The 17,065-nt window shown below is 68.4% G+C and carries 15 protein-coding genes and 1 tRNA gene; 4 read left to right on the plus strand and 12 right to left on the minus strand.

Going from position 1 to position 17,065, the window contains the following annotated elements:
* Positions 1–386: 386 nt before the first annotated feature.
* The 5 genes from ettA to ABZV58_RS16180 form a co-directional block, all read right to left on the minus strand.
* Positions 387–2,063: an energy-dependent translational throttle protein EttA gene (gene ettA, locus ABZV58_RS16160; protein ID WP_355000897.1), complete on the minus strand. Its 1,677-nt coding sequence runs from the start codon at positions 2,061–2,063 to the stop codon at positions 387–389.
* Between the two features lie 113 nt (positions 2,064–2,176).
* Positions 2,177–2,692, minus strand: a complete 516-nt coding sequence (locus ABZV58_RS16165) for a single-stranded DNA-binding protein (protein ID WP_355000898.1) — start codon at positions 2,690–2,692, stop codon at positions 2,177–2,179.
* 191 nt (positions 2,693–2,883) lie between these two features.
* Entirely contained in the window at positions 2,884–5,430 is a 2,547-nt protein-coding gene (locus tag ABZV58_RS16170) for a glycoside hydrolase family 3 C-terminal domain-containing protein (protein WP_355000899.1), read from the minus strand.
* Between the two features lie 92 nt (positions 5,431–5,522).
* Complete coding sequence (locus ABZV58_RS16175; protein ID WP_355000900.1) at positions 5,523–6,497, minus strand: serine/threonine dehydratase; 975 nt, start codon at positions 6,495–6,497, stop codon at positions 5,523–5,525.
* 52 nt (positions 6,498–6,549) lie between these two features.
* Positions 6,550–8,592 (minus strand): cytochrome c oxidase assembly protein, encoded by a 2,043-nt coding sequence (locus tag ABZV58_RS16180; protein ID WP_355000901.1) that lies wholly within the window; start codon positions 8,590–8,592, stop codon positions 6,550–6,552.
* 163 nt (positions 8,593–8,755) lie between these two features.
* Between ABZV58_RS16180 and ABZV58_RS16185 the strand changes: the two genes are divergently transcribed.
* The 3 genes from ABZV58_RS16185 to ABZV58_RS16195 all read left to right on the plus strand — a co-directional run bounded on the left by ABZV58_RS16185 (position 8,756) and on the right by ABZV58_RS16195 (position 9,875).
* Positions 8,756–9,130 (plus strand): DUF4345 family protein, encoded by a 375-nt coding sequence (locus ABZV58_RS16185; protein WP_355000902.1) that lies wholly within the window; start codon positions 8,756–8,758, stop codon positions 9,128–9,130.
* Between the two features lie 103 nt (positions 9,131–9,233).
* Positions 9,234–9,307 (plus strand) — tRNA-Arg (locus ABZV58_RS16190).
* A gap of 181 nt (positions 9,308–9,488) precedes the next feature.
* Entirely contained in the window at positions 9,489–9,875 is a 387-nt protein-coding gene (locus ABZV58_RS16195) for a VOC family protein (protein WP_355000903.1), read from the plus strand.
* Between the two features lie 65 nt (positions 9,876–9,940).
* Here the strand turns inward: ABZV58_RS16195 and ABZV58_RS16200 are convergent, their stop codons facing one another.
* Together ABZV58_RS16200 and ABZV58_RS16205 are read right to left on the minus strand one after the other, a co-directional pair.
* Positions 9,941–11,164 carry an NADH:flavin oxidoreductase gene (locus ABZV58_RS16200; protein WP_355000904.1) on the minus strand — a complete coding sequence of 408 codons (1,224 nt, stop codon included), beginning with the start codon at positions 11,162–11,164 and terminating at the stop codon, positions 9,941–9,943.
* Positions 11,161–11,730, minus strand: coding sequence for a helix-turn-helix domain-containing protein (locus tag ABZV58_RS16205; protein WP_355000905.1), 570 nt, complete (start codon positions 11,728–11,730; stop codon positions 11,161–11,163). The genes ABZV58_RS16200 and ABZV58_RS16205 overlap by 4 nt, the downstream gene beginning before the upstream one ends.
* A 185-nt stretch (positions 11,731–11,915) precedes the next feature.
* Here ABZV58_RS16205 and ABZV58_RS16210 point away from each other — a divergent pair, with 185 nt between their 5' ends.
* Positions 11,916–12,371, plus strand: a complete 456-nt coding sequence (locus ABZV58_RS16210) for a lytic transglycosylase domain-containing protein (RefSeq protein ID WP_355000906.1) — start codon at positions 11,916–11,918, stop codon at positions 12,369–12,371.
* Positions 12,372–12,380: 9 nt separating this feature from the next.
* Here the strand turns inward: ABZV58_RS16210 and ABZV58_RS16215 are convergent, their stop codons facing one another.
* The 5 genes from ABZV58_RS16215 to ABZV58_RS16235 all read right to left on the minus strand — a co-directional run bounded on the left by ABZV58_RS16215 (position 12,381) and on the right by ABZV58_RS16235 (position 17,065).
* Positions 12,381–13,595, minus strand: a complete 1,215-nt coding sequence (locus ABZV58_RS16215; RefSeq protein ID WP_355000907.1) for an ABC transporter permease — start codon at positions 13,593–13,595, stop codon at positions 12,381–12,383.
* Complete coding sequence (locus tag ABZV58_RS16220) at positions 13,592–14,470, minus strand: ATP-binding cassette domain-containing protein (RefSeq protein WP_355000908.1); 879 nt, start codon at positions 14,468–14,470, stop codon at positions 13,592–13,594. The genes ABZV58_RS16215 and ABZV58_RS16220 overlap by 4 nt, the downstream gene beginning before the upstream one ends.
* Before the next feature lie 33 nt (positions 14,471–14,503).
* Positions 14,504–14,812, minus strand: a complete 309-nt coding sequence (locus ABZV58_RS16225) for a hypothetical protein (protein WP_355000909.1) — start codon at positions 14,810–14,812, stop codon at positions 14,504–14,506.
* Between the two features lie 19 nt (positions 14,813–14,831).
* The gene (locus ABZV58_RS16230; protein ID WP_355000910.1) at positions 14,832–16,133 is read right to left on the minus strand and encodes a lytic murein transglycosylase; all 1,302 of its coding nucleotides are present in this window, start codon (positions 16,131–16,133) and stop codon (positions 14,832–14,834) included.
* Between the two features lie 533 nt (positions 16,134–16,666).
* Positions 16,667–17,065, minus strand: coding sequence for an NUDIX domain-containing protein (locus ABZV58_RS16235; RefSeq protein ID WP_355000911.1), 399 nt, complete (start codon positions 17,063–17,065; stop codon positions 16,667–16,669).

The raw sequence follows: 17,065 nt of genomic DNA on the forward strand, positions 1-17,065 counted from the left end.
CTCGGATTCGGTTCCGCAACAAAGTGACGCCGGTCCGAGGGTAGCTGTGCCGTGCTGACGCGGAGGTGAATTCCCTTCCAAATACAGGGTGTTCACCTATACCGTGCGTTCGCCGATGAATTGCCGAGGTCGTCGATCTCTCGGCACAGCACCCGATCGGACCGGCAAACGTCACGTAGACGCGATCGCGGTGGGAAGGACCCATTGTCCGGACAGCGCCTGCGCATGCACGGTTCCCACCTTAGCCAGTTTTGAGGCTGAGATAGGGCCGACCGTATTTCCTTCGATGGAGCGACCGCCCGCGGGTGTGTCTCCGCAATTCCTTCGGCGAAGCGGCCTTGCGACGGGGCGATGCGCGCGGCGATCGCCCCGTCGGCGGGTATTGCTCAGTCGCGGGTGAGCTTGCGGTGCGTCACCCGGTGCGGACGGGCCGCCTCCGGACCGAGGCGCTCGATCTTGTTGGCCTCGTACGCTTCGAAGTTGCCCTCGAACCAGAACCACTTGGCCTCGTTGTCCGAATCGCCCTCCCACGCCAGAATGTGCGTGCAGGTGCGGTCCAGGAACCAGCGGTCGTGGGAGATGACCACGGCGCAACCGGGGAACTGTTCCAGCGCGTTCTCCAGCGAACCGAGGGTTTCCACGTCGAGGTCGTTGGTCGGCTCGTCGAGCAGGATCAGGTTGCCGCCCTGCTTCAGGGTCATCGCCAGGTTCAGGCGGTTGCGCTCACCACCGGAGAGCACACCGGCAGGCTTCTGCTGGTCCGGGCCCTTGAAGCCGAAGGCGCTCACGTACGCGCGCGAGGGCATCTCCTGGTTGCCGACCTGGATGAAGTCCAGGCCCTCGGAGACCACCTGCCACACGTTCTTCGTCGGGTCGATGCCCGCGCGGTTCTGGTCGACGTAGCTGAGCTTGACCGTCTCGCCGACCTTCACCTCACCGCTGTCGGGCTGCTCGAGTCCGACGATGGTCTTGAACAGGGTGGTCTTACCGACACCGTTCGGACCGATGACACCGACAATGCCGTTGCGCGGCAAGGTGAACGACAGATCCTTGATGAGCTGGCGCTCGCCGAAGCCCTTGTCCAGGTGCGAGACCTCGACGACCACATTGCCCAGGCGAGGACCATGCGGGATCTGGATCTCCTCGAAGTCCAACTTCCGCATCTTCTCGGCCTCGGCCGCCATCTCCTCGTACCTGCCGAGGCGAGCCTTGTTCTTGGCCTGGCGGGCCTTGGCGCCGGAACGCACCCACGCGAGTTCTTCCTTCAGCCGCTTCTGCAGCTTCTGGTCCTTCTTGCCCTGCACCTCGAGGCGCTCGGCCTTCTTCTCCAGGTAGGTGGAGTAGTTGCCCTCGTAGGGGTAGGCGCGACCGCGGTCGAGCTCGAGGATCCAGCCCGCGACGTTGTCCAGGAAGTACCGGTCGTGGGTGACGGCCAGCACCGCGCCCTGGTACTGGGCCAGGTGCTGTTCGAGCCATAGCACCGACTCGGCGTCGAGGTGGTTGGTCGGCTCGTCGAGCAGCAGCAGATCGGGCTTGCTCAGCAGCAGCTTGCACAGCGCGACACGGCGACGCTCACCACCGGAGAGGTTGGTGACCGGCTCGTCCGGCGGCGGGCAGCGCAGCGCGTCCATGGCCTGCTCGAGCTGGGAGTCCACGTCCCACGCGTCGGCGTGGTCCAGGTACTCCTGCAGCTTGCCCATTTCCTCCATGAGCTCGTCGGAGTAGTCGGTGGCCATGAGCTCGGCGATCTCGTTGAAGCGATCGAGCTTCACCTTGACGTCGCCGAGGCCCTCCTCGACGTTGCCGCGAACGGTCTTCTCCTCGTTCAACGGCGGCTCCTGCTGAAGGATGCCGACCGTCGCGCCCGGCGCGAGGAACGCGTCGCCGTTGTTGGGCTGGTCCAGTCCGGCCATGATCTTCAACACGCTGGATTTACCGGCGCCGTTGGGGCCGACGACGCCGATCTTGGCGCCGGGAAGGAAGTTCAAGGTGACATCGTCGAGCACGACTTTGTCGCCGTGTGCCTTGCGAACCTTCTTCATTTGGTAGATGAACTCAGCCATATGCGGAAGCCTATCGGTCTCGGGAACAGTGGAACGAAGCAGAGCCATTCACGGCACGCGCGCATCCTCGCGCCGGATTCACCGTGCTCGCGCCCGACGTTCTGCGGGCGGGATCAGGCGTCGACGGGCTCGGGTGCGGCACTTCCGGAAGGTACGGAAGCCACGGTCGCGGCACTGTCCCCCAATTCCTCGCCGACGCGTGCACGATTTTCAGCGCTGGATCCGAGACAAGTATTCCGCATCAAGGCGCTGGGCCCGCCGCCGGTCTCCGATCGCCGGCTCACTTGCGCCGTGCAGCGGGACAGATCGGGGCCGACCGCGGTGGCCCGCATCTCCAGGTCGCGCCGCTCGACGCCCTCCTTGGTCCGGTACTCGTGTGAGCGCAGCTGCCCGTAGACGAGCACCGGGTCGCCCCGCCGCACCGACGCGTCCACACCGCCGACCAGCCGCCGCCAGCAGGACACGGTGAGGAACAAAGTCCCGTTGTCCACCCATTCCCCGGTCGCGACGTCCAGCCTGCGCGAGTTGCTCGCCATCCGGAAGGTGAGCACCTGTTCGCCGTTGCTCAGGTCCCGCTTGACCGGGTGGGTCACCACCGTGCCGACCACCGTCGCCATCGCTTCGTACATGATTTCGCCCCTTCACCTATCGGACCCGGGCCGGACGCTCCGGGTGTCTCCTCCCCGCCGAGCGAGGGCCTCTCCAGCCTCGCCCCCGCACCGGGTGCGAAGGAACCCCCTGTTTCGCGCCTGTGGACAACCCGCTCCGCCACATGTGGACACCCGCCGCTTCGCACCACGCCAACCCCATCGCACAGGCCCTACCCGCCCGTGCCCACCACCGCGGACCCACTCAACGGCAACTCGACCACACTCGTCCCGACGGACACCGCGAACTCACCCGGCTCGGTCCGCCAACCCCCATTCCAATGCTCGAAAGCCCTCCTCGGCAGAGTGATTCGCACCGGAACCGCCGCTCCCGCCTCCGCGAACACGGTCGCGAACCCCGCAAGCCACCGCACCGGCCGCTCGACCACGGATTCGGGACGGGCGAGATACACCTGAACCACCTGCTTCCCCGCCCGCGCACCGGTGTTGCGCGCGGTGAGCGACACCGCCACCGCCCCGTCCGCCGCCGGAGCCGACACCGTGAGATCAGCGAGTTCCCAAGTGCTGTAGCCGAGTCCGTGCCCGAACGGATAGGCCGGTGTCACGCCGGCGCGCAGCCAAGCGCGGTAGCCGATGTGGATGCCTTCGGTGTAGCGCAGCACGCCGTCCACCGGCGTGGTCGAGAGCACGGGCACGTCGGCCTCGGCGGCGGGCCAGGTGGTGGGTAGCCTGCCGCCGGGTTCGGCCCGCCCGAGCAGCACGTCGGCCAGCGCGTGGCCGACCTCCTGGCCGCCGAACCAGGTCAGCAGCAGCGCGGAGACCTCGTCGCGCCAGGGCAGCAGCACCGGTCCGCCGGAATTCACCACCACCACGGTGCGCGGGTTGGCGCGCGCCACCGCGCGCACGAGGTTGTCCTGCGCGCCGGGCAGCGCGAGGGTGGTGCGGTCGAAGCCCTCGCTCTCGGTCTGCGAGCTGGTCCCGACCACGACGACGGCGGCATCGGCGGCCGCCGCCAGCGCCGCGGCGTCGGCGATCGCGTCCGCGGGGTCGGTGTGCGCGGCCTCCGTGCCCACCGTGATCGCGACCAAACCCAAAGCGGCGCCATCACTTCCGAGCTGCTGGCGCACCGTGATCGAGATCGGACCCGAGCCGTCGGCGGCCACCGGCACCGACGCGACATCCGGGGTGAGCAGCGCGGCGCCCAGCGCGTCACCACTGCCGCCGAGCTCCCTGTCGATGACCGCGGCGCCGTCGATCTCCATCCGTATCCGGCCCACCCCGGCGACACCCAGCCGCACCGCCGCGGCCTCGTCGGCGCCGGGCTGGTACTCGGTGCTCAGCTCCAGCGTTGCGGAGCCCGCGGGCACCGTACCCAGGTAGACAAGCTGCGCAGCGCGGCGCAGCTCGCTCAGCAGCTCGTTACCGTCGGCGTCGAGGAAGCGGGCGCGCAACCCGGGTTCGCCGGTCTGCGGATCGGTCATCGACGCCAGCGGGAGCGGATAAATACCGGTCTGGACCGGTACGCCGGGATGCACCGAGAGGGACGCGTCGGGCAGCGCGGCGCGCAGACCGTCCACCGGGCTGATCATCTCGGCGGGAACCACCGTCGCGCTGCCGCCGCCCTGCGTGCGTGGCCAGATGGCCGCCTCGCCGATCACCGCGAGGGAACCGGGACCCGAAGCCGGCCACGGCAATTCACCGCTGTTGCGCAACAGCACCATCCCGGCCGCCGCGACTTCGCGAGCGAGTTCTCTGCACTCGCGATCGGAGACGTCGGCCGCGGCTTCACCGTTCGTTTCCGGTTCCGGCGCAATGGGTTCGCGCACCGCGACGTGCCCGTGCGACGCCATCGCGGCGGTGTCGAAACCGTTGTCGCGCAGAGCGGTATCCGACAGATCCAGCGCGCCGACGCGCTGGGCCAGCCGCAGCAGACGCAGCACCTTGGCATCGATCGCGGCCTCCGGCACCGCTCCGGACCGCACAGCCCCAACCAGTCGCGAGCCCCAGGGGCCCATGGGGCCCGGCATCACCAAGTCCTGGTCCGCCTTCGCCGAGGCCTCGGTGCTGCGCACCGCCACCCAGTCCGACACCACGACGCCGTCGAAGCCCCACTCGGTGCGCAACGGCGTCGTCAGTAGCGGGTTCTCCGTCATCGTGACGCCGCGGACGGAGTTGTACGCCGACATCACCAGCCACGCGCCCGCGCGCACCGCCGCTTCGAACGGCGCGAGATACAACTCGCGCAGCGCGCGGTCGTCCAGCTCGACGTCGGCGGTGTAGCGCTCGGTCTCGAAGTCGTTGGCCACGTAGTGTTTCGGCGTGGCGGCGATGCCGTGCTCCTGCACCGAGCGGACATAAGCCGCCGCCAATTCGCCCGTCAGCAAAGGATCTTCGGAGTACGCCTCGAAGTGCCTGCCGCCCAGGGGACTTCGATGCAGGTTGATCGTCGGTCCGAGCACCACATCGACGCCCTTGCGCTTGGCCTCGGCGGCCGACGCGGCGCCGTAGCGGCGGGCCATGCCAAGATCCCAGGTCGCCGCGAGCGCGGTCGCCGAGGGCAGGTTGAGCGACGGGTCGCGCTCGTCCCAGATCGAGCCGCGCACGCCCGAAGGTCCGTCGGAGAGCATCATCGACCGCAGCCCGATCGCGGGCTCCGCCGCGGTCGACCAGATGTCGGCGCCGGTCAGCAGCCGCACCTTCTGCTCCAGATTCAGCGCGCCGACCAGCGCGCGCAGGGCTTCGTCCACCGTGTCGAGCATCAGCGCTCCTCCTCGGATCGTCGGCCGGGTCCCGCGTCTGCCGACAATCTACGCGTCGGCGCCGCCCGGACGGCCGACCTCGAGGAGGCGGATCAGAGCGCGCCGAGGTCGGTGTTGGCGCCGCAGAGCACGACGACCGGCCGCTCCCCCGGCGCGGGCGTGTACGCGCCGCTCTGGATCGCGGCCAGCGCGCTGGCGCCCGCCAGCTCGACGACGATCCGGAATTCGCGCCACAGGTAGTCGCGGGCCGCGGTGATCGCCTCCTCGGTGACCAGCAGCGAGGGCACGTTGTAGCGCCGCGCGATGTCGAGGGCGATCTCGCCGACCCGGGTCGCGCCGAGCATGTCCAAGCCGACACCGGGGCCGCCGACGTCGACCGTTCGATTGGCGAGCAACGCCGAGTGCAGTGCGGGCAGGCCGACCGGCTCGACGCCCACCACCTGCTGACGACGACCGAGCGCCGCGGCGATACCCGCGACGAGCCCGCCGCCGCCGACCGCGACCAGCACCGGCGGCTTGCCGCGCACCTGGTCTTCGAGTTCCAGGCCGACCACTCCGGCGCCGGCGACCACGGCGGGCAGGTCATAGGCGTGCAACTGCAACGCACCGCGTTCGGCCGCCAGCTCGGTGGCGTGCTTTGCCGCTTCCGCGTAAGTCGTTCCGTACCAGAGCACTTCGGCGCCGTGTGACCACATCGCCGCCACCTTGGTGTGCGGCGCGGATTCCGGCACCACCACCGTGCACGCTTTGCCGAGCCAGGCGGCGGCCAGCGCAGCGGCGATGCCCGCGTTGCCCGCGGAGGCGATGACCACCTGATCGGTCCGCGCGGTCGAGGTGAGCAGCGCGTTGAGCGTGCCTCGGACCTTGAAAGTGCCGCCGTGCTGGAGGTACTCGAGCTTCAACGTGACCGGCACCGGACCGGTCGGACCGGCCACCGAAGTGTGGAAGACGGGCGTCTTCCTGATCCGCCCCACCGTCCGACGGCGCGCGGCGCGCACATCGGAGCGATACACCCGTCGGCAGTGTTCGGCCACCGCGGCCGCACCCCTGTCGTTACTACCTGTCAAGACCGCACTCCGCGGTCGCACAGCCGGGTCGGACCCGGCGGCGCGGCCTCATTCACTTGCGTACCTCTCCGTCACGTTTCGCCAGTTCGGCGAACATGGCGTTGTGGGCGGCCAGCTCCGCGTCGTGGTCGCGGTCGGCGGCCCGGTCGATGCGCTTGGCAGTCCGTTCGTCGCTGCGCGACCACTGGATGAGCAGCGCCAGCATCACCACGACCAACGGCACCTCACCGCTCGCCCAGGCCAGGCTACCGCCGGTGCGCTGATCGCCGAGCAGGTCGCTGTTCCAGCCCAGGTCGAGGCTGCGGAAGAACCAGCCGCCCATGACCGTCGTCATGCTCATCAGCGCGACGCCGAAGAACGCGTGGAACGGCAGCGAGCCGAACACCATGCCCAGTTTGGTGAGCGGTTCCACCTGGCGCGGTTTCGGATCGATGCCGATCACCACCCAGTAGAACAGGTAGCCGCTGAGCAGGAAGTGGATGTTCATCAGCAGGTGCGCGGCGTGCGAGTCGACGAAGGTGTCGTAGATGCCGCCCATGTACAGCGCGTAGAAGCCGGCGACGAAGATCACCGACGCCACGATCGGGTGGGTCAGGAACCGGGACACCGGATTGTGCACGGCGGCCAGAATCCATTCGCGCGGCCCCGGCACACCGGTGCGTCCGGCGGGCGGCAGCGCCCGCAGCGCCAGCGTCACCGCGCCGCCGAGCGCGAACAGAATCGGCGCGAGCATGGACAACGCCATGTGCTGCCCCATGTGCACGCTGAACACCGCGGGCGAATACCGCCCGATCCCCGACGACGTCGCGAGCAGCAGTAGCGCGCAGGCCGACAGCCACGCGATGGTCCGGCCGACCGGCCACGCATCGCCGCGGTGGCGCAACCGCCGCACACCGAGCAAATACACCACGGCGAGCACGATCGCCGCCGTGCCGAAGATCAGGTCGAAGCGCCAGTCGAACAGCAGCCGCGCGGCCGTCGGCGGGCCCGCGAGGTCGTAGCCGAGTTCGACCTCGGCGGGCGTCGGCACCGTCTCGGGGGGCGGCGGCGGGGTGCGGCCCAGACCGACAGCCAGACCCACGGTGGCCGCGAAGACCAGCGCCTCGACCGCGCCGAAACGCAGCAGCGCGCCGCGATCGCGCGGGTTCGCCGCCAGTGCTGGCACGGTCGCGCGGCGCTGGAACCAGCCGATGACGCCGAGCACGAGCAACGCCGCCGCTTTCGCGAGAACCAGCCGCCCGTAGGTGCTGGTGAACAGCTCATCGAACGGCACACGCACCCACGAATTGATCACTCCGCTGACGCCGATCACCACGAACGCGATGGTCGCCAGGAACGAGAACCGGCGGACCGCGACATCGGTGTGCGCACCCGAGCGCAGCGCGTGCGCCAGGACGGCGAACAGGCCGCCCACCCAGACCGCCGCCGACACCAGGTGCAGGATGAGGCTGTTGGTCGCGACGTCGTGCGAGCCGCCCGAGGACGAGTGGCCGGTCAGCGCGAGCGGCATCATGGTGATGATCGCGCCGCCGAACAGCAGCGGCGTCCAACCCCAGCGCAGCGCGAGCCGGCAGCCGATCGCGAGGATCAGCGCGAACACCACCGTGGTACGCCAGGCCTCGGCCAGCTCCACCTGCGCGATGGCGCGCCACAGCTCTTCCGGACGCCAGATGTCGCTGGCGGGCTGACCCGTCGTGTCCGACACCGTCAGCGGGACGAGCAGCGCGGCGCAACACGCCCAGATCACCGCGAAATTCGAGGCCCGGCGCAGCGCGCGATACCCGCCCACGTCCAGCAGTCCGTCGGACTGCGGCGGTACCAGGAACGCGGTGAACAGCAGCGAGCCGACAGTCAGCGCCGCGAACAGATCAGCCAGCGCGCGGAGCGCGGGCAGACCGTAGGTGGTCAGCGGACCCGGATCCGGAATGCCGAGCAGACTCAACGCCTGCGCCGCCGAGAGACCGACCACCAGCGCCGCGACGACGGCCGCGATGGCTCCCGCGAACACGGTCACGGCGGCGAAACCGCGCGCCGCGTCCGCCCGCGGGACGTCCGGCGCAGCGGGTGCGAGGGTCGGGTCCTGCGGTGACGACATACGACTCAGCGTAGTTGGGTGCGTACCCCCGGGTTCGCTCCGGCCATGCTCGCGGGCGTCGACGATCACTACGCGTTCTCCGAGCCTGCGAACCACCGACGCGAAATTCGTCCGGCCCGCGTCGCGAAGCGCGTATAAGGTAGGCGCGGATCACGGAGGTGAGATGTCGGTCGTGCTGATTGCCGTGGTGGCGCTGTTCTTCGCCGCCATGGGCGTTTACGGACTGTTTCGCCCGAGCCAGTTGGCCGACACCGTCGGCTTGCTCGCCGATCGGGCCGACGCGCACGCCGAGGTGCGCGCGGTCTACGGCGGCTTCGGCGTCGCCGTGGCGGTGGTCCTCGGTTTGGCCGCCGCCGATGTCGGCGACCTCAGATTCGGCGTGTGCGTCGCGGTGGCCGCGGCGCTGGGTGGGATGGCGTTCGGCCGGATCTGGTCCTCGTTCACCGGGCGCGCGTCCGCCTTCTATCCGGTGTGGTTCTACTTCGTCGTCGAAGTGACCTTGGCCACCCTGCTCGGCGTCGCTGTCCTGCTCGACTGAGGTAGACGGAATGTTGCTGACGCTAAGAATCTACTTTCCTGGACGGTCGCTATAATTTCCGTGCTGGACAGCACGGCCAATGTCGGCCATGGTGGAAACCGCTGCCTCCGTAGCTCAGTTGGATAGAGCAAGGGCCTTCTAATCCCTAGGTCGCAGGTTCGATTCCTGCCGGGGGCGCTCACGCAGGCACCCTGTGGCCCGCACGTAGATGTGGGTCACAGGGTTGTTACCCGAACCGCGCGGCGGTCAAACAAGGACACTCGGGCCCATCACTACGCGCAAGGGCGGTACCAGTTCCACCACCACTCCCCTGCTGCCGTCCTCGAACGGTTGCCGGTCGTCAGGAAGGAGCCACACCGTGCGGATCTACATCACCAGCGTGTTCGTCGACGACCAACAGAAGGCTTTCGACTTCTACACCGAAGTGCTCGGCTTCACCAAGAAGAACGACGTCCCCCTGGGTGCGACTCGATGGTTGACGGTCGTCTCACCCGAGGACCCCAACGGTGCGGAACTGTTGCTCGAGCCGGACGGACATCCCGCGGTCAAGCCGTACAAGGACGGGTTGGTCGCCGACGGAATTCCGGCCGCCTCGTTCCAGGTCGAGAACGTGCGCGCGGAATACGAGCGGCTGCTCGCCCTCGGGGTGACGTTCACTCAGGAGCCAATGGAGGCGGGGCCGGTGACCACGGCGGTCTTCGACGACACCTGCGGGAATCTGATCCAGATCGTCACCCCCGCCTAACAGCACCGAGCCGCGACCGATCCGGCGCCGCGACAACTGGCCCGTGAATCGGCTCGGAATCCTGATCAGTGCGGCTTCGCCGCGGCCGGTACGGGATCAGGGAGGGCAATGGCGACATCGGGGCGCTGGTCGAGCCGGAACACGCACTTCGTCCCGGTGTAGATGCTCGGCATGCACAGGTTGCAGTGGGTGCAGGCCGATTGGGCCGATTCGTCGGATTGGATGCGGCGCAACAGGTTCGGTTCGCGCAGTAGCGCCCGGCCCATGGCGACGAACTCGAAACCCTCGCGCATCGCCAGACGCATGGTGTCGAGGTTGGTGATGCCGCCCAGCAGGATCAGCGGCATGGAGAGTTCGCGGCGGAACTGGCGGGCCCGTTCGAGGAGGTACGCCTCGCGGTAGGGGTATTCGCGCAGGAAGCCGCGGCCGACCATGCGGAAGCCCCAGCGGGCCGGTCCGGGAAGGACTTTCGCGAATTCATGGCGGGGTGCGTCGCCGTGAAAGAGCAGCATCGGGTTGAGCAGGGAGCTACCGGCCGTCAGTTCCAAGGCGTCGAGCGCCCCGTCCGCCTCCAGCCACGCGGCGACTTGGAGCGATTCCGGCACGGTGAGGCCGCCGCGGACACCGTCCTCCATGTTCAGCTTCGCCGTCACCGCGAGGCGGCCGCCCACCGCTTCGGCCACCGCGCAGGCGATTTCGCGGACGAACCGGGCGCGATTGGCCGCCGACCCTCCGTAGCGGTCCTTCCGCCGGTTCAGCAGCGGGCTGAGGAACGAGCTCGCCAGGTAGTTGTGTCCGAAATGGATCTCCACCGCGTCGAATCCGGCTCGCTCGGCCAACTTCGCGGCATCCGCGTGGGCGGCGACGAGTTCGCGGATCTGGGACTCGTCGGGCACCTTCATCGGCCGCATGCCGAGCGGGCTGAACATGCGGCTCGGCGCGAGGGCGGGAAGCCGGTTGGAGGCGGCGTTGGCCACGGGTCCGGCGTGCCCGATCTGCGCGCTCGCCGCCGCTCCCTCGGCGTGCACCGCGTCGGTCAGCTTCCGCAGCCCAGGCAGCGCCTCCTCACGCATCCAGATCTGGTGCCGATCGGTGCGGCCGCCCGGCGCGACCGCGCAGTACGCCACGGTGGTCATGCCGACGCCGCCCGCCGCGGTTTCGCGGTGGAACGCGATGAGTTCGTCGGTCACCAAGGCGTCGGGGGTGCGCCCCTCGAAGGTCGCGGCCTTGATCACCCTGTTGCGCAAGGTGATCGGGCCCAGCGTGGCCGGTGCGAAGACGTCGGTCATCGCGCACCTCCTTCCGGCGCGGCGAGTCCGGCGACCACGAAGTCCCGCAAGGTGGCGACGGCGGATGCCGACAGGTCTCGGTCTCCGGCACCGAACGACATGATGACGAGGTCGAAGGCAAACGACCAGCGTCGCCTGCTCTCCGGTTCCGCGAGTTCAGGAAGCAGGCCGACCCACGAGTCCATCCGGAACCACGGCTGCTGCCACAGCAGCGGATGGCGGCCGAGCACCAACTGGGCGAGCAGCCGCAGGTGCAGGCGGCCCGCCGGATCGGCGGCGAGTTCGACGAACGGCTCGATCACCGCGTCGACGATGTCGGACACCGAACCGCGCTCGGCGCTCACCGCGGCGAGGCGGTCGGCCCACAGCGGTCCTAGACGCTCCTCGAGCAGTGCCGCCACCAGGGATTCCTTCGATCCGAAGTGGTAGTGCACGGCAGCCGGATTGGCACCGGCCTCCGCGCAGATCGCCCGCACCGACACGTCCTCGTAGCGGTCGGTCAGCAACAAACGCTCGGCCGCCGCGAGCAGCCGCTCACGGGTGACCGCCGAAACTCTCTGAGCCATGGGTGTAGTAAAACACGTTTCAATCGTCGATTCAATCACTGATTGAAACGGCCGTGACGGCGGCGCGAGTCATGGGATGAAAATCGCGCCGCGCCGGTGTGTCGACCCGATCCATACGGTTACCGATGGTTTGCTGACTTCGCACGAGCTGGTTCCAGTCCATTTGATGCGAAGGGAGCGAGTCGATGCTTCGGTATTTCCACGCCGCGGCCGCGGTCTGCTGTGCGGCGCTGATCGCCCTGGCGCCCGCCGCGAACGCGGCGCCGCCGGACAACCACCCCCGCGACGCGCACGGCACCCGATCAACGACCCCGACGGTTTCCGCGACCGTCGATCTGATCATGGCTTCGGCGCGCCTGGGGACGAAGACACTGGCGCTGACCATCGTTCCGATCCACCAGTTCCCGTCGTTCGACGCCATCATCACGCGGGAGAGCGGCTGGAATGTCTTCGCGGTCAACCCGACCAGCGGCGCCTACGGGCTCGGCCAGGCGTTGCCGCCGGAGAAGATGTCCACCCACGGCTTCGATTGGCGATTCAATCCCGTCACCCAACTCCGCTGGACTTACGACTACATGGTCGCGCGCTACGGCAGTCCCGATGCCGCCTGGGCGTTCTGGCAACGGAACCACTGGTACTGACGCACGGCGTCAATCCTCGACCGCGAGCGCCTGCCGCATCGTCAACCGTCCCTGCGTCTGCATCAGCGAACGCCGGTAGATCTTCTCCGCGATCAGGACGATGCCGTAGATCCCCACGGCCATCAGGAGCAGCGCCACGAACGGCTCCCACCACGCGGCCGTGCCCTCGGCCAATCGGCTCGGCATCGCGACGATCGACACCACGGGCACGTAGGACGCGATGACCCGCCACGTCCCCGTCAGGAAGATTCCCGCGAACAGCACGATCATGATCAGCATCGACATCGGCATGGCGGTCGATTGCAGGTCCTCGCTGCGCGTCGCGAGCGCACCCGCGACCGCCCAGAAACTCGCCAGCGCGAGGAATCCCACCACGAAGAAGACGATGAACCAGCCCGCCGCGCCCGCGATCCTGGCCACCTGATCGCCCCTGCCGATCACCTGCAACCCGATCAGTCCCGCCCCGACGAACAGCGCCAGCTGCGCGAACGCCATCACGGTATTGCCCATCACCTTGCCGATCAGCAACTGCCGCAACGGAATCGCGCTCGCCAAGATCTCCACGACGCGGTTCTGCTTCTCCTCGACCACGCTCTGCGCGATGGCCATGCCGAACAGGAACGACGCCATGTAGAAGAGGAACGCGAAGACGAAACTCACGATGTTCGCGATGCCAGGATCGACTGCGGATTCCTCGAGCAGGTCGTAGGTCACGATGCCACCGCGACTCAGCTGCTCCATGCTCAGCCCCGCGGCGGCGGCATTGCGTTGCACCGCCAACTGCTGTGCGGCGGCGGTGAGATAGGTTGCGGCATCGTCGTTCTGCGCCGTGTCGCCGACGAGGCGCCATCCGCCCTGATCGGCGGCGACCAAGCCGACCTCGACGTCCTCGTCGCGCACCTGCTGCTCGACGGACGCGAGATCGGTCTGCGGGCGGGCGGTGAAGGTGATCTTCTTGTCCGCGCTCGCCGCCAAACCATTGGCGGTTTCTATAATTCGATCGGCGCCCGTACCGACGACGGCGACGTCGATCTCGTCGGTGCGGTTGCTCATGAACCCGCTGATGGCCAAGGAGATGACGATCACGACGATGGTGATCGCCGTGGAGACCAGGAAGTTTCGATCGCGCAGCTTCACCGCGATCTCGCGGGCCGCCACGATCCGCCATAGTCCCCGAGGGGCGAAATCCGTGCTCATGCCCGCACCTCGCTGACGCTCACTCATGCCGTCACCTCCCGGTAGATCTCCGACACCGAAGGTCGCACTTCGGCCAGTTCACGCACCGGACCGCGGGCCAGTGCTTCGCCGAGCAGCGCTTCGGTTGTCGCGCCGTCGAGTTCGAGCAGGACGCTGGAACCGTTCGTTTGCAGCACACGCACGCCCGCGAATGCCTGCACCCAGCCCGGGTCGCCGCCGAGTGAGAGCCGATAGCGCGTCGAACCGGTGGAGCGAAGCTCGTCCACCGAGCCCTGCCCGACGACCCGCCCGGACGCGAGAATCACCAGCCGGTCGCACAATCGCTCCACGAGATCCAGCTGGTGCGAGGAGAAGAGGACGGGCACGTCGAGGGCGGCGTACTCGCGCAACAGGTCGGCCATCGAATCGACGGCGGCCGGGTCGAGACCGGAGAACGGCTCGTCCAGGATCAGCAGCGACGGCTCCGCGATCACCGCCGCCGCGATCTGCACCCGCTGCTGGTTGCCCAGCGAGAGGGATTCCAGCTTGTCCTTGGCGCGGCCGCCGAGATCGAAGCGTTCCAGCAGTTCCTTCGCGCGCCGCCGGGCGTCGGCTGCCGACTGCCCGCGCAATCTGGCCAGGTAGACGAGCTGATCGAACACCGGCTGCTTCGGGTACAGTCCGCGCTCCTCGGGCATGTAGCCGAACGACCGGCGATCCGCGGCGCTCACCGGCCTGCCCTGCCAGCGCAGTTCGCCGCCGTGCAGGGCAAGCACGCCCATGATCATCCGCATGGTGGTGGTCTTGCCCGCGCCGTTGCCGCCGACGAATCCGGTCAGGGTGCCGGGCGCCACGCTGAACGACACGTCGTCCACCGCGACGGTGCCCCCGAATCGGCGCACCAGGTGCGCGACTTCCAACATCGAACTCCCCTTGCCTCAGCCGTTCCATCCACCCTAGCGGCGGGTCCGACGAGGGGTGTTCTCTCCGAGGCCATCACCGGTTTCGCTGGCTCGAGGTGTGGTCATCGTCGTGCGGGGCACCGGCGCCGACCAGCCACAAGGCGAGCCGCAAAACGCGACGATCTCTGTGGACAGGGTGCCGTCCGCACGGCGGCGCTCGATGGCAGACGCCTCGGCGGGGTAACCGCAGTTCGGGCATTTGCCGAAATAGTCGAGGATCGTGCAGATCCGCACGCGCTCGGGCAGGTCGATACGGAGGTGGACCGCCTCGTGGTTGTTCGGGAGATCGTTGGCTGCGGACATCGGCTTTCCTTGGTGCGTGTCAGCGCTGTGGTGCTGGCAGCGGAATGACGATGCCGAAGGGGAGGGTGATTGCGGGCGGTGGGCCGGGTGGAGCCGGGGGTTGCGGTGGCACAAGCTCTGGGAGGGCCGACTCGGGTGCGACATCGACAGCAGGCCCGGGACCGGAAGGCTGCGGCGGCTCTGGTGGTTTCGGCCCGTAGTACGGTTCGCCGCCGGTTTGCGAATGCGGGTCCTCTGATGTGCAGGACGGACTCGGCCGCGCCGGTGAGGATTCGGGCTCGATCGGCTCGACCGCGGTGCCGCCGTAGGGTCGGCCGGGCGCGAGCAGGCGGCCGCCTGGTTCGCCGAGTCGCGGCATCGGAGCTGGAACCGTCACCTGCTCACAGGGCTGCGGCTGCGGCTGCGGCTGCGGCTGCGGCTGCGGCTGCGGCTGCGGCTGCGGCTGCGGCTGCGGCTGCGGACAGAAGATCCCGCACGGAATCGGCGGCAGGCCGGGGATGGTGATCATCACCTGAGTCGGCGCCGGAGGCGCGGGGACATCGTTGGCAGGCGGCGCTTCCAGCGGGATCGTCAGCGGCGGCGCGGTGGTGTCGAGGGCGGCCATCTCCGGACCGGACCGGATCACGGGCGCCGATCCCGGCGGAATCAATCCCGGGTCGATGGCGACACGCGCCGGAGCGCCGCCGGTGCGGTAGGCCGCCGACCAGCTCAGCACATCGCTCGCGTACGACAGCGAGTTGTTGTACCGCAACACCGCACGCAATTCCTGTGCCGGATCACGCAAGTCGGACCCACCCGAACACAGGTATTTGCCCGCGGCCAACGACGCGTCGAACACGTTGTGCGGGTCCGCGACTCCGTCTCCGTTGCCGTCCGCGGCGTACGAACCCCAGGTGCTCGGCAGGAATTGCATCGGCCCCATCGCGCGCACGTATCCGCCGCCGGCGGCCTTGATGATCTCGTTGCCCGGCAGACTCCCGTCCAAGGCCGGTCCGAAGATCGGCGACACCGTCGTCCCCGCCGCGTCGGTGCGACCGTTTCCGGCGTGGGCGGACTCGATCCGCCCGATCCCGGCCAGCAGATTCCACGTCAACCCGCAGTGCGGCAGCGAGGACTCCAGCGCCAATTCGGCATTGCGGTAGGCCGCCAACACGATTTCCGGTATGCCCAGCGCACCGCCGGTATTCGGCAGCGAAATATCTTGCAGTGGAACCGTGCCCGCGAACGCGGGCGTCGCGGCGCGTAGCTTGCGTGGCGTGTCCGGCGCGACCGGAAGCAGGCCGACGGCCTGTGACAGTTCGCCCTCGTCCTCTCTTCGCACCGAACCTTCTTGCCTACCAGTCAGTATCGCTTCGGAAGCTTCGGGCGGAGCACTCGAACCGCCCGCGTCCGTCGACGACCCCGTGACGACCAGTCCAGCGACGACCAGCGCCGATGCGGTGAGTGGAGCGGATACACGCATTCGGCCTACCAATCTTCGACGTCGCCGGAGAGCGACTGTGCCCCTTCGGCGCTCGGTCCGTGGGGCCACTTCCAACCTCTCCCCACCGACCACATCACCGACGTTCCTCATTCCCCCAACGAATGAGGAACTGCCATTAACATACAGCATCATCTGCCGACGCCAGAGCCAAATTGGCGATCGACTATCCAGTTACTTACCCGTACCTGTCCCCGCCCGGCCAGACGGACCCTCCACTGAGGGTCGACCCGACCCGCAGCACTCCGATCGCGTCCTACATCTCCCCCGAATTCATGGCCGCGCCACGCGAGTGGTCCATTAAGGAGAACGCCGCGGTCCGGCCCGCGAGGGCGGCTAGGAATCCGCCGTCGTCGCCCCGGACAGACTGTCGGTCACCAGTCGATGAGATCCAGTTCGTGCAGTTTGTGGAAGACGAGCATGGAGCCGGGGGCGACGTGGTCCATGGCCGCGTATTCGCGGACCGTGAAGTAGCGGAGTTCGGCGATTTCGCCGCTGGGGTGTGGGTCGCCGTCGAGTTCGGCGGTGAAGCAGGTCATGTGGAGGCGCGTGCCGGGCGCGTGGCCGTAGGCCTCGGCCTGGAAGATGCCGAGTTCGGTGTAGGTGGCGACGCCGACGCCCAGTTCCTCACGGACCTCGCGGTGCAGCGCCGCGACGGGCGTCTCCCCCGCGTCGATCTTGCCGCCCGCCATGTAGAAGACGTCCTTGCCGATGGACCGTGCCTGCAGCAGGCGCCGATTCCGGACGTGAGCCAACGCAGCTGTGCGAATCAC

This window comes from Nocardia sp. NPDC004654 (assembly GCF_040609595.1).
Lineage (GTDB): Bacteria > Actinomycetota > Actinomycetes > Mycobacteriales > Mycobacteriaceae > Nocardia.

What these genes read in the sequence shown, in the direction of transcription:
- ettA (WP_355000897.1), bottom strand. Translation starts at nt 2,063, where the DNA reads ATGGCTGAGTTCATCTACCAAATGAAGAAGGTTCGCAAGGCACACGGC.
- ABZV58_RS16165 (WP_355000898.1), bottom strand. Translation starts at nt 2,692, where the DNA reads ATGTACGAAGCGATGGCGACGGTGGTCGGCACGGTGGTGACCCACCCG.
- ABZV58_RS16170 (WP_355000899.1), bottom strand. Translation starts at nt 5,430, where the DNA reads ATGCTCGACACGGTGGACGAAGCCCTGCGCGCGCTGGTCGGCGCGCTG.
- ABZV58_RS16180 (WP_355000901.1), bottom strand. Translation starts at nt 8,592, where the DNA reads ATGTCGTCACCGCAGGACCCGACCCTCGCACCCGCTGCGCCGGACGTC.
- ABZV58_RS16185 (WP_355000902.1), top strand. Translation starts at nt 8,756, where the DNA reads ATGTCGGTCGTGCTGATTGCCGTGGTGGCGCTGTTCTTCGCCGCCATG.
- ABZV58_RS16200 (WP_355000904.1), bottom strand. Translation starts at nt 11,164, where the DNA reads ATGACCGACGTCTTCGCACCGGCCACGCTGGGCCCGATCACCTTGCGC.
- ABZV58_RS16205 (WP_355000905.1), bottom strand. Translation starts at nt 11,730, where the DNA reads ATGGCTCAGAGAGTTTCGGCGGTCACCCGTGAGCGGCTGCTCGCGGCG.
- ABZV58_RS16210 (WP_355000906.1), top strand. Translation starts at nt 11,916, where the DNA reads ATGCTTCGGTATTTCCACGCCGCGGCCGCGGTCTGCTGTGCGGCGCTG.
- ABZV58_RS16215 (WP_355000907.1), bottom strand. Translation starts at nt 13,595, where the DNA reads ATGAGTGAGCGTCAGCGAGGTGCGGGCATGAGCACGGATTTCGCCCCT.
- ABZV58_RS16220 (WP_355000908.1), bottom strand. Translation starts at nt 14,470, where the DNA reads ATGTTGGAAGTCGCGCACCTGGTGCGCCGATTCGGGGGCACCGTCGCG.
- ABZV58_RS16225 (WP_355000909.1), bottom strand. Translation starts at nt 14,812, where the DNA reads ATGTCCGCAGCCAACGATCTCCCGAACAACCACGAGGCGGTCCACCTC.